The organism is Filimonas lacunae, from assembly GCF_002355595.1.
Classification (GTDB): Bacteria; Bacteroidota; Bacteroidia; order Chitinophagales; family Chitinophagaceae; genus Filimonas; species Filimonas lacunae.
Window position 1 is genome coordinate 3153892 of sequence record NZ_AP017422.1, and the last position, 13690, is coordinate 3167581.

At 48.5% G+C, this 13690-nt stretch carries 6 protein-coding genes; all 6 read right to left on the reverse strand.

Going from position 1 to position 13690, the window contains the following annotated elements; translation table 11 throughout:
* Positions 1–31 precede the first annotated feature (31 nt).
* The 6 genes from FLA_RS12620 to FLA_RS12645 all read right to left on the reverse strand — a co-directional run bounded on the left by FLA_RS12620 (position 32) and on the right by FLA_RS12645 (position 13684).
* A complete protein-coding gene (locus FLA_RS12620; RefSeq protein WP_096510974.1) occupies positions 32–802 on the reverse strand; it encodes a glycosyltransferase family 2 protein in 771 nt (256 codons plus the stop codon).
* Positions 803–813: 11 nt separating this feature from the next.
* On the reverse strand, positions 814–3048 hold the full coding sequence (locus tag FLA_RS12625; RefSeq protein ID WP_076380860.1) for a glycosyltransferase: 2235 nt from the start codon (positions 3046–3048) through the stop codon (positions 814–816).
* A 274-nt stretch (positions 3049–3322) separates the two neighbouring features.
* Positions 3323–6145: a DUF6519 domain-containing protein gene (locus FLA_RS12630; protein WP_144264104.1), complete on the reverse strand. Its 2823-nt coding sequence runs from the start codon at positions 6143–6145 to the stop codon at positions 3323–3325.
* A gap of 93 nt (positions 6146–6238) precedes the next feature.
* Positions 6239–8356, reverse strand: a complete 2118-nt coding sequence (locus FLA_RS12635) for a hypothetical protein (RefSeq protein ID WP_076380863.1) — start codon at positions 8354–8356, stop codon at positions 6239–6241.
* Positions 8353–11124, reverse strand: coding sequence for a putative baseplate assembly protein (locus FLA_RS12640; protein WP_076380865.1), 2772 nt, complete (start codon positions 11122–11124; stop codon positions 8353–8355). Before FLA_RS12640 ends, FLA_RS12635 begins: the two co-directional genes overlap by 4 nt.
* A gap of 13 nt (positions 11125–11137) precedes the next feature.
* Positions 11138–13684 (reverse strand): putative baseplate assembly protein, encoded by a 2547-nt coding sequence (locus FLA_RS12645; protein ID WP_076380866.1) that lies wholly within the window; start codon positions 13682–13684, stop codon positions 11138–11140.
* Positions 13685–13690 lie beyond the last annotated feature (6 nt).

The window sequence follows — 13690 nt, forward strand, 5'->3', positions numbered from 1 at the left end:
GCGATTGGTTTAGCAAAAAATAAACGGATGGTTACAGGAGCGCTCTGAATGCTTCCGGAATGGATTCTGGTTGCACATGCACTCCGTTGCAGCTGCTGTCGTTATAAAACCAGTGTTTGAATTGTTCCGCTTCTGTAATACGGTTCTGATATCCCCAATTTTCGTCCACATCTCTTTTGTTCCAGGGCTTAGACATGCGTTGCATATGCCGCTGGTGGCAGATATCGTAATCCATACGGTGGAGGTGTATAAGGTATAGCGACCGGTCTTCCCGCGTTTGCCCGTCTACCCGGCTGTGTAACCCTCCATGCCAGTACATAGGCTCGGTGGCCAGCAAAGGCTTGGAGTAAGCAGGGTTAGGAAACCATTCTCCACGTTGCTCCAGTATGGGCTTTGAAAAATCAAGTGGTTGTTCCGTGGTGGTATTATGCAACACCTCGTATCCGGTGCAGTTAACAAAGCCACCCCCAAAGCGATCCATATAATCACCAAGGGTGCCTGTATCGGGATGCGGGGCCACAATTTCATCGGCATCGGTACATAGCACCATTTCATATTTTTCCAATAGCTGGTGTTGCTGTTGTTGCAGCATATCCCGATGCCAGCCCCAGTCTACCACAGGGTGACTTACCGGCACTCTTACAAAGCCGGGGCCTGAAGTAGAGCCGTCGGTACTTTCATGATCAAGTATATAAATGTCTTCCGCTGCAAAAAAGCGGGAATAGTATTTCCACCAGATAGGCAGAAATACACTTTCATTGTGCGCCATAGTGACTACGGCGCGGGGACGTTTGGATGGCATGTATGATAAAATTAAAATCCTGTTTTCTGTATCACCATCAGGCTGCTGGCCAGGGCTACTTTCCGGTACTGGTTGCTGGCCAGTAGTTCGTTTACAAAGGCCTGTACACCGGGGTAATAATGGGCGTAATCGTGAAACGCGATATAAGCGCCGGGCTGTAACCAGCCTGCATAATGCCAGAAGTCGCGCGCCACATTTACATAATCGTGTAATCCATCTATAAAAAGATAGCTGACAGGTTTATCCCATGCTACATCAAAACTGTACGCCTGTATCAGGGTAACCACATCGCTCACACCTGCCTGGGCAATATTCCGTTTACACATAGCCAATGTAGGGGCTGTACTTTCCAACCTTTGATCGGCTGCTCCTACTACGCCGCCATGCGGGTCTATAGCATAGACCATTCCTTTGGGAAAATAAGTTTTCATAACACTGCCTAGCAGCACCGTGCTTTTGCCCTGGTAACTACCTATTTCCACCACTGTTTTATCGCCTTCTGTTTCAATACAGGCTTTTAAAGAGGTGCTCATTAACAATTCGGCTTCGGCATCATCAAGCCAGCCTTCTATATTGCGTATACGTTGTAAAATGCTGGTAGTATATATGGCTTCCATATGTTGGTTATTGGATGGGGGGATGTGTTTACCGGTGGTATATTCTTTCAGATGTGTGCGTAGCTGGGTGCGCAACGGATTATCGTATCTGCGGGGCACCGGGTGTATCCAGTAAGCAGTATCCAGCTGTAATGCATGTTGCAGATCGTGCAGGTTGAAGTCCCTTTTATATTTTACATAATCGTAGCTGCAAGGGTTGGTGGCTATTTCGTAGCCCAGCAGCCGGGTTAAGGTGGGCAATACAATTTCTTCTGTAGCCCAGATGCCCGATTTGCTCATGATATGCTGTAACAGGGCATTCTCTTTAAATAATTGTACCAGGTCGCGTATGGCCTGTACGGTAAATACGGTAGAGGGCCAGAATGTCCAATGCAGGAATTTACTTTCTCCATCCGGAAACTGCTGTAACAATGGTTTCCAGAGTTCATATTCTTTAAAGGCCAGTGTGGCGGGATAGATATCGGTATGGCCATATAGCTGTTCTGCTTTACTGCTTAACATACCCACATGAGGGCGCTGATGCAGGTAGGCGCTGATATGTTCTGTGTATCCTTTTTTCAGCGCCAGCTGGTCAGAGTCTACAATAGTAAATACATCAAATGTTGTTTTTTTCAGGGCAAAGGCCATGCAGCTTAAAGCAAAGGAATGTAAGTAGCCATAGCGTGCAGGAACCGGGTCAGGATGTATGACGGCATTGTATTGTGCATAGGGGAATTTACTGCGGAACAAGGCCGGGTTTTGCCCGCCGTTGTATAATATAATATGCGCCTGCTCATCCTGGTAATGCAGGTTACGCACCAGGTCAATAATACAATCTTCATTTTCGTGTACCAGGCAGGCATATACATTCTGCAAACGCCTTACAGGGCCGGTGATAGCAGGCGCTGTTACTACAGTTGCTTTACGCGTAAACAATGGAACTTCTTCTACCGGTTGTAGCCCTTCACTGTTATATACTGCCCAGTCCTCTCCCATCACCTTTACAATTTCTTCCACGGGATAGGTGTGCCACCAGTTGCCTTCTGTTTGCTTAGGGCTTACATTGTTGTTGTGTATCATATGCACGGAAAAGGTAACATCGGGCAATACCGTAACGCGGTCGGCCGACATATTCCATACAAACAATCCATCCATGCCCACATTAATATCAGCAAAGGGATTGCGTTGCCACGATGCTTTGGTGTAGCATAGCGAGCTGCCCAGCAGCCACACGCGTTGATCTACAGGATAACTATATTTATAGGCTGTTTTATGGCGCAGATCGTAATACAGTAGCTGGTTGATGCCACATACATCTGTATTTGCCTGTTGCAAGGCGTCTACCTGGTAGCGTAACCGGCGTTCGGCATACCAGTCATCGTCATCCCAGTTTACTATAATAGGCCCTGCTGCATATTGGCAGGCCATGTTTAACTTGGCACCCAGCGTAATTTTATTATCCAGCCTGTAATAACGAATGGCAGGATGCTGTGGCACCAGGTCTTGCACCGCATCGGTGCCATCATCAATAATAATCAGTTCCTTGTGTGTGTAATCCTGCCGCAGAAAATACCGTATGGCATCGGGTACAAATTCCCGCCTGTTATAAGTAGGCATAATGCAGGATACCAATGGAAGTGTGTTAGCCATAATAACCAGGTTTTAATAGCCTTGGGGAAGAAAGCGTAAATGAATGGTGTTTGTTTGCCGGAAAATAAATGGCATAAAAAAAGAGGCTAACTGTGTTAACCTCTTATAGAGTACTACTGGGGAATCGAACCCTCCCTAAGCTTCGCAACCGATACTAAATGCACCGACTAACTAACAAACGGGCCTATACCATAGGAAAGTAGTACTGTATAAAGGTAGATGTTATTTTTACTCCAACAAATTATTTTGAATAATTTATTAGATATATTTTATTTTAATTAATAAAGACTGCCGGAGCATTCGTATTAGGCACTAACACGCAGTATCCAGGCGCTTTAATAGTAGCCAGTTTGCTCGGCGCCATATTGCTGCTGATAATCCATAAACCAGGTACAAACGTGGGTGTGATAGTAGTGGCACTTTGTATACGTATGCCATAAGTAAAACCATTGCGCGAATTGCCATCGGTACTGTACACATGATTCTCTGCGATGGTAATTTTAGGCCCCAGTTTACCCCATATTACAATACCATCCACTGTTAGCTCAGCTGCATTATCCATCCTGGTAAGCTTTACCACGTTATTGTGAATGTTCACAGAGTTATTATTTCCTACAAATATGCCATGCCTGTCGGCATTGGCTGCAGTGGAATTGAGTAACAGGTCAATGGTATTGCCCGCTATACGCACTACATCGGCAATGTCAAAATCGCCTTTACCGCCGGGGTAATGGCTTAGCCCTACATGTATACCCTGCCTTACACCCGAAATATTATTATTCAGTATTTGCACATCCCCTGCCAGTTGGCCCGCCACTACAATACCTTTAGCGGCCATAGCCACATCCTGGTTAATAGTAGAAAGCACCAGCGTTCTGAAGTTTTTATATTTATTGCGTAAAGCTTCATCGGCAAAAAGTTTATCTACCAGCTTGTATAAAAACAATTGCAACGCTCCGGGCCTTAGCACACGGTCTGTTCTGTTTTCGTTGTATAGTTTCAGCCAGTCTTCCAGCGTTAACAGCTTGTATGTTTTAAAGCTGAGCATATAATTGGCCGAAGTCAATGCTATGTTCTGCCAGGTGCCTTGCGATTTAAACCGCGTGTTGGAAAGGATCAGGTAACGTAAGGCTGCCCGGTAAGTACTGGACTGCATCATATTTTCCAACGTAAGCACTTTGGGCTTTTCATATACCCGTATGGTGTTGTTGGCAATATAGCTTCTGGTGGCATTGATCACTACTACCCCCTGCTGCTGGTAACCGGGTTCTAACAGGCAATCCTGCACAATTACTTCTCCTGGTAATTCCGGTTTGTTGCGTATGTATATACAACAGGTGTTGGTATCTGGCGAAGCACCGCTTTTGGCATATACATGGGTGATATGTACGCGACGGCAATCGATAAAAGCAAGCGGATCGTATCGCTGGCCGTATCCTATGGCTTGTGTTTCGGCATAGATATCACGCAGGAGTACAGATTCGCAACTTTCAAACACAATGCCTGCATCTCCTTTGCCCAGCAGTCGCGTGCCAAAGCCACAGCCTTCCAGTTTTAAATGGCCTTTATTGCGTACCGTAATGGTTCTGCTCATGGGATAATCGCCTGTTTGAAAACAGATCTGCGCATCCTGCCCATCGGGTATAGTGGCAAACACTCCCTCCCAGCCCGGGCCGGGTATGGCCTGGTATATACAGCTGCCCTGCCTGCTGGCACAAAGTAAGTCCAGTGCTTCCTGCACTGTTTTGGCACCATTGAGCGTGCATTTTGTATTGTCGTAAGATACGTCTGATGCGGTGATGGCAGTAAGCGGCGGAAACTTTTTACGGCAGTCCAGCAGGCTTACCACCTGGCCGCTTTGCACCTGCAACAATGCCAGCCGCGTAAAACGGTGCGGTGGGTTTTGTGGCAATAAAGCCTGTGGCGCCGTGTTAGGCACCTGGTAAGGTGGCCATTCTATTTCGCCCGTAGCGGTGCGGCCAGCTATCAGCCAGTAATCACCTGAACGGTTGGTGTTGTTTTCAAATTTTACCTGTACCCCATCTTCCAGTGTTACCCAGCCATTGGTAATCACTATGCCTTGTGGCGAAGCGGTTACGCCACTTTGATCCCACCGGCGTAATTTAAGATTAGGTTTGCCGGTAAAAGCAGCTACAGAAGCAGATAAGGTGATTTCCCGGGTGCTTTTGTTTACATCGGTAATTTGTATCAGGTCGTTAGGTGTTCCATTATTGGCAGCTATATCATCAATGATCTCAACCCAATGTCCTATGGCAAAATTCAGCACATCATCTTTACCGGTATCTGTTACTGTTATAATATTGCCCGCTACTTTTTCAATCACCGTTTCTACCGAAGCGTTGTCACGCGACCATTTAAAGGTGCCCATAGACAGGCCATTACCTGCCGGTTTATGAATTTCAACACGGTATAACTGGTTCTCTAACCGTTGGTAACCCGCAGTGGCCGATAACTGGCAGGCATTGGTGTTGCCGGTATCGTGTACTGTTTTGGCCGTTAACTTATTGGAAGGGGCCAGCACTAAGTTTGTCCATTCCTGGTATACATTATTGCAGTTGGGCGATGCATTGCCAGGCACTACTTTCAATAGCTTTACCTGCCAGGTGGTTTGCAGGCGCACCGTGGTATCTGCTTCGCCTAAAGCCACCTCCTGTATGCGCATGTCATCCCTGAAATTCACTTCTTTCTGCCATGCTTCCAGGTATACGATATACGTGCCATCCTGCAGGTTTATATACTGTGATGGCGGGCTACCTACCGGACTGGTAGGAGGACTGGATGGCGGACTTCCTACCGGGCTCCCGATAAAGAATCCTGTAGCAGGTGCGGGATAGGATGGCTGGTGTAAATAGGTAACCCCGCTTTCCAGTTCGCACAGCAGGCCTTCTACATACAGGCGGCCTGCGGCAATGCTTAAATCTGTACCACCGGTGGCTATTCCTATTTTAAAACCTTCGTTGTTCTTAGGCACACCCGACTGTCCTATTACGTCGGTGGTTTCTGTAAAGGTGCGGTATTGCTGAATGTCCAACTGCTCGTTCCAATCGGCATCCAACAACACACGACCTTGCTGCATGAGCACGCCGCTGTAGTGCTTTTGCTTATTGAATATTTTCCTGGAAAAATCCCCTGGCATTGTTAGGCCCTCCTATAAGGTTTGATAAAGAATTTAAGATGCGTAGTATATGCCTGCTTCCAATCCAAAACGCAGGTATTCGTTGAGGCGCAGGCGCAAATTGGCTTCGCGTTGCGGTTGATATAAATGATGAAACGCTCCCATTTCTGCGCCGTCATCTGCTCCTTTGCGTATGCGTTCTGTGCAACTATTGCTTAGTTGTGCATAGCCGGCATCGCCATATATCAGCGAGGTAAAGGCAGGCCGCACCACTACCGGATCGTCGGTAGCAGCAGGTACACAGTTAAAGGGACGTGGTATGCGCGAACCAGGCGGCACATAAGAAAAACGCACACAGCCCTGCTGCAAACGCTCGGCATATAAAGGAGCGGTCCAGCTATCGGCATCAGCCAGCTTTGCGTAGAATATGGTGTTGGAAGCCATTTCCAGTATCATAGCGCTTACCTTGCCCACAAAGGTTACATTTTCGGCTGAAAGGGGCGCACCTGGCTTGTTGCCATCGGGAGCGCTATAGGCTACGGCACTGGTGCTGCCGGCGTCTATAATACTATTGGTTATTTGCACTGCAGCATCTTCTGTCACCAACACAGGGCCACAAATACAATTGCCAATGGTGACTGCAGTAGCGGCAGCAGCCACCACCACCCGAGGTAGTGCGGCCTGTGCCGGCACATTTTTGATAGCAGGTGTATGACCAGGCACCAGCGTGCAATGTTGTAGCTGTAAAGCACCCAGTAAATTGGGGGCACCACTGGTGCCATTAGCCGGCACCCGTAAGCCACCGCCACTTATTACAATACCGTTCACAGACAGCTGTGTATCGGCCCCACCCGTTATATCTATATAACCACTCAGCGCCCACACCGGACGCCTGTTGTCTGCTGCCCGTATTTCTATATTCTTTTGCGCCGCTATAGTAATAGCGGTCGTGTCGGTATAATATTCGTTATCAGTTAATTCAATTACTCCGCCTGTTAATGCCAATGCCTGCAAGGCATCGGTGATGGCAGGCATATCGCCAGGCACTTTTAGTATAGCCACTTTTTCCAGGTCAAGATTAAACGTATGGGTGCGGCCATACTCTCCCCCGCCCATCTCCCGGCTAAACCCGTAGTAGTGATGGGTATAGATATTTACATTGGCCGGCACCGGTGCCGGAAAAGCAATACGGCCCAATTGCGGATCGATGGCTATTTTGGTAGCAGGCATGTTGCCCCAGCCAATGACATTGCCAAACTGATCGGTAACATCACTGAGGTTGCAAATGCTTACCAGGTCACTTACGGGCGTGGCAGGTGAACTATTGTAGCCTGGTAACACCGGCACATCATCCTGAAACACCAGTATACTTTTGTCTTCGCCGTAATACATATCCAGGTAAGCGGCCGCTACCCGGCGGTTAATAGGCATGTTTACAGTCACGGCTATCCCAGGCGTTTTACCGGCAACGGGTTGTAGTGTGGTATTATAGAGGGGAATATCCAAACCCAATGGATGAAAATAAAATCTTTGGTCATCTAACCGGTAAGCAGGTGCATGTGAAGCGGTAAAGCGTTGCAAACGCCAAAGGTAGATGCCTATATTGGGTATATTGTATTTGCCTCTGTTGCGTGCTATGCTGCGCACATCTGCGGTACGCGGTGTTTTATCAAAAGGAGTTGCTATATACTGCAAAGGTTCCCAGTTGCGCACACTGGTTACAGCCTGGTTTTGCGGCCGCAGGTGGTTCATATATTGGGTAGTGGCCAGCAGTTGAAAATATTCTACCACCAGGGCATCCCAGCCGGTAATGTCGTGCGCCAGTTGCTGTAAAATAGCTGCCGTGCCTTTGCGGCGGCGGTACATAATAGTGTTGGCCACCTCTGCCCGCTGGCTAAAAGTAGCGCCGGGAAACGCTGCCAGGCCACGGGTGCCCACCAGCTCGCCAATATAAGGCACTACCCATTCGGCACAGGTTTCTATAAACTGATCATCATACAGCTGCGCCAGGTTTTCTTCCAGCACGCCCAGTTGCTCGGCCAATACCGATAGCAGGTCTTTTAAAGGGCCATGCTGGTCTTCTGCGGGCAAGGATGGGGCAATCCCTTCCAGGTCGCGAATGCGGTACACCGCAGGCAACAACTTGTATAAATGTTCTATATCAAAACTCATGTAATAATGTTGATGGTGATTGGCTTGGGATCAATGATCAGCAGCTCTGCTGCAAACACGGTATCATCGCCGGTTACAGGTGCATTGGAAGGTAAAATATAGTGGAAGCCGGCAGCGTTTTCCGAGCGGTACAAGGTATCCAGGTCTACCCCCGCAACACCAGGCACATTCTGTATCACGGCTATTACTTCGCTGGCGGTTACCTGCTGGCCAAAATTGCGGGCATCAAAACTAAAGGCAGCTCTCAATTGGGTATTAATGGCCGCCAATACTTTATCGTTGTTGTAGGCAGCGTCTATTTTTACATTTGCACTCAGGCGAAAATACCGGGGTACATAAGATGCCATTGTTAAGGGCACATAGTTTTCGCCTGCATCACGTATCGATTTCAGTAAATTAGTATACAATACACTGCTGGTAGCTACTGTAGCGCCATTAATACCGGCTATGGTAATAAACACATTGCGTCGCTGGCCTTTCCATGTCCAGGTAGCTAAGGCCTTGGATATGCCCGCATAGGCCCTGGCAAAATCTTCATAATCCTGCAGGCTTACAATTCTATCCAGCGTTAGCACCGTAAGTGGTGCATTGGCCCGTGCATTTTCCAGTTGTTCGGCATTGGCGGCGCCTGTGGCCGCAATGGGGTTTGCAGCGCTTTTCACACCCAGGGGGCGGGTAAGCAATTGGGTAAGCTGGTTGGCTTTTACCAAAGCGCCGGTGCCTATGCCTTTGCGATAGATCGCCTTTATATTTTCCTGACCACCAGGTAACCTGGCACCGGTTATACCATCACCAAAGGTTACAGTGGTTACCGCGTTATCATCCTGCCGGGTAATGTAGATACGCTCTTCTGCGGTATGCCCCAGGAAGTAAGGTACTTCTGTCCATAACAGATCGTTCACCCATATTTGTAAGGTAGATTGTGCACCACTGGCAGAAGCGCCACTGATATAAGTAAGTGGTGGCTGCCGCAGGTTAAAACTTTGAAAGGCTTTGGATGCATCACCACTGCCCAGAATTTCGGTAACCGTTTCGCCATGGGTAGCGATAGCCACATTGCCGTTGATAGTAACGGAACTTAGCACATAGGTGTAGCTTAACACCTGTGTAAAGGTAACTACGGTGAACCCTTTTTGCACTATCACCGTTTCCAGTGTCATTACTTCACTGGCGCTGGTACCCGGGAGGTCAGCCCTGTCGCCCGTGAGCGCCACCAGTTGCCCTGCTTTTAAGCCGGGATACCAGCGGTTGAGCGTGATAGTTTTGCCACTGATGCTGCCTGTGATGGGCAGGGATGCCAGTGGTAATAATTCGCTTTGTACAAACACCGATATATTGCGTATAGCAGCGAGTGTGGTACCTGTGCCCCACCAGTTGGTGGTGTTGGCTGCGGGTGGTATCTGATCGGGTAAAGATGTTTTATAACCTAATGATATTTTACTGCATTTGCAACTGATGCCATAGGCGCTACGGGCTTGCTGGCTGATATCGCGCACAGCATATATATCCATATCTGCAATGGCTGTAGTGGCTTTTTGAACAGCTATGTAGGTGTTGGGAATGGTTTCGTCGTAAGTGCTATCAAGGTAAAGTGTGGCGGCAACCTCTTCCAGATCCCATTCCAGCCAGCTAAAATGCGGGGTTTTAACTGTAGCGGTAGCGTCTATTGCTTCTATTGTGTTTTCTTTCACTTTGGCCTTAGCCGGCGTGCCTGTAGTAACATCTGCCATTTGCATCGCAGCATTATATCCAAACACCGAAGCTCTTTTACGGAAGATGAATACCTGGCCTGTGGGTGATGTAGATTGCTCAATAGCCTTGGATACACTGTTTTGCAAGGCAAAGGCATTCCATTTTTTAGACTGAACCAGCGTGCTTAGATCTTCTTCCTTCCATTGTTTAGCGCTGATGGTGCTTACCACTGTATTGGTGATATCGGTAACCGCATCAAACTCGTTTACATTGCCCACACTTACACCCGAAGGCGGTGTATATGGCGGCATTACCCCACTCAGGTCGAAGTAAACAGTAGTATTATTAGCTGTAGTGTCTACCACTGCTTTCAACACCTTTTTCAATGCAAAGGAGGTGCCGGTGCGTATCATCAGCACATCGCCCTGTTTTACATTATTATCGGCCCCTTTCAATACTACCAGTTTGCCGGTGGTAGTTACTGCCTGTTGCTGGGTAAGTCGTGGGCGCATGGCATTCCATTCGGCACGGGCGGTAATAGACCCGATGGTTTCAAATGTTTGTGCCTGCTCGTCGGGGCCGGGCACACTTTGTATTTTAATGCCCTGTGGCAAACTTAATGGCGGAACGCCTTCTACCGGGCTGGTGGTTTTATTATTGATCTGCACCGGGTTTAAAGCACCGGGCGTGTCTTCCAGTGTAAAGGCCACACAGGTGGCTGCCGCTACACCGGGACGCAGTTCGTAGCCTATTAACCGGGCCATCTGCAACACCGACAGGCGTTCTTTGGCCGTGCGTAAATACGATTCGTTGGCAATTCTTTCCTGGTAAAAGGTAAGCACATCGGCTACTACCGAAAAGGCATCCAGCAGGCTAATGGTAAAGTCTTCGTTGTTACGGCTGGTAAACTGCCGCAATATATCCTGCCCCTGGCCACTGAGCCGGGCAAGCATATTGGCTTTAAATTCAGGCTGTGTGCCTACGCGATATTGAATAGTACTAAGCCCCGGACGGTTGGTTACCGCCACAGGCACTACACTATCCGTATGATTACAGCAATTACAATTGGCACTCATAATGATACAATAGTTAGCGACCGCCCTGCATGTCCAGGGTTAATACGCCACGTTCAGGAAAATTAGGATCGTTGTCCAGCCTGGCTATTTCCAGGCGGGATAAAGCCAGCTTGCCCGAAGCCAGTGCACTGGTTAAAGGCTGGCCCTGGCGCTGGAAAGTGAGTATGCTTACGGAGTCTACGCCCGCTATCTTTTGAGCAGCAGCGTACAAACGGCTTAAATACACGGTTTGGCCAAACGTAAAATTATCTGCATGGAATAATCCTTTGCGCCCGTTAGGTAACAGGTTATTGCTAAAGGTTTCGAGCAGGGCTGCTTTTACAGCAGAGGAAAAATAATTTTTATTTACACATATCCGCATTTTCAATTCAAGTGATACAAACAGCGGCGTGTTCATTTCCAGGTCGTATCCGGCCAGGCGGTATTTCTCCAGGTCTTGCCGCAATTTTACCTGCAGGTCGTCTCCCGGTTGCTCGCCGCCTAAGCGGTCTACCGTTACAAATACGGTGCGCCAGCTGCCTGTCCACCGGGTGGTTGCGGCACTACGCTGTACCAGGTTACTGCTACGGCGGGTCATCTCTTCATAATCCGCTTGGGTTACCGCTCTTTCCTGTGTGCGAAAAGCCACCGGTGCATTTTGTTTTACCAGTTGTATACTTTCCGGTTCTGTGCCGCCAAAGCCTGGCAGCGGGTTCCACAGGTTATGAATAACCGAAGCATCACTGCTGATAGCGGGATCGTCACTTACCAATGTAGTAAACACATTGGCGCCTATATTGCCTTTAGGACCGTTACCCACACGGTAAGCAGCGTTAAACAGTATACCGGGCGCGGGACGTTTGCCACTGGCATCATCGCCAAAGCGCAGGCTGGTAGTACCCTCCTCTTCTACTTCGGCTACAAACATTTTATCTTCCGGTTTGCTTTGCAACAGGTCACGTGCTGGTGTCCAGCTACCTGTTTCGCCGGCAATATGTAAGGCAATGGCAGGTAAAGGATCGCGCATACTCCATTTGCTGCAGGCAGCAGCGCTTACTATGTCGCGCGGTAATGGGGCTGCCTGCGTAAGCGGGCCATAGCTGATAACAGGCTGATACCGGGCCGCATAGGTAGCCGGCTCGGGTGTGGTGCAGGTGCAGGCCGATACAACTGTGCTTACCAGTGTGCCTGCTGCATCAGCTGCTTCGGGTGTACGGGGTAATTGTTCGGTAATGGTATAACCATGATCGGCCAGCAGGTTATTGCCCAGCACTATGCTTACATCATTAAAAGAGCCTTTATTGTTTTTGGCAGAGATGCAAAGCGGCTCTGGTAAAGCATCTGCTTCGTCCCAGGTAATTTCTGTTACCTCTAAGGAAGTATCTGTATAAGGTGAGGTTAACGGCTTGCCAATAGGATCTGTTTTCAGCTGCACACTGGTGATACATACCGGGTAACGGTGCAGTGGGTTGGCATCGGCAGCATCGCCGGTTTCAGGCCCCAGCATTTCGGTTAATATCAGCACCATACCTTTTTGTAACTGTGGGTAATGCCCCAGTAAAGTGGCGCTGGTGGCTCCTTTGCACAGCCAGCACACGCTTTCGCCCCAGGTATAAAACTGCATCTGGTTGTGCTGGTAATACAAGGGAAGATCGTGCATTAATTCAAATACAATAGCGCCATCGTTTAAAGCGGTTTCAAGCCCGGGACTATTGCTGTGTAACAGTGTGTTGGTAATGCTGTTTTTGGTAAGCAGCCGGGTGATGCCAAAGGCATTGGTCTTTTGCAACAGTATTCCATTTACGCCTGCTCCTGTTTCAATATGTACCCAGGTGCGGGCATTACAGCCGTCGTGCATAAAATAATCCACCAACCGGGCATGCCGCCTTACCGATACTCTTTTGCGGGCAGTACCCAGGTAAGCTTCTGTGGCAATAAAATCCTGCCGGTAGCTGAGGTAATCGCCGGCATAGGCCAATAGCTCTACCAGTGTAACACCCAGGTCTGCGGCATTGCGTTCTGTCCATCCGGGACTTAACAATGCCATGCGATCCAGCATCAGCTGGCGAAAGCTGTCATAGTCTTTTGCCAGGTAATTTATTTCGGGAGCCGCTTCCGATGCTTCCCCGCAATCTGTTGTTTGCCGGCAATCAAAATCGGAAGGACATAATACTTTAAAAGAAAAATCTACCGCGCTTAACACCGGGTCGTACCCTGCCAGTGTATTACTGCTGGCCACATCCTGTACCAGGCGTAAGGTGTAGGTGCTGTAATCGCCTGCTACATCTACCTGCACTACCAGGATTTTCTGAGCATCGGGTGTTGCCGGAATGGTAATAAGGCCTTCGGTAATGCTTATTACTTTGATATTGGTAATACGCTCCCCTCCTTCAATGATCACCTGTTCCTTTTGAATACTGCCTGGTGCAATGTCTTTAATAAAATGCACGTACAATGTTCTCTGGCGAATGGTAACAGGGTCGTTCTTGTTATCCAGTACTTCCAGAAAATCAATACCGTTAATAACAGGGTGTTGTTTTACCTGTGTGCGGCGGTTAGTGGTACAGCAGTAATAATGCATACAATA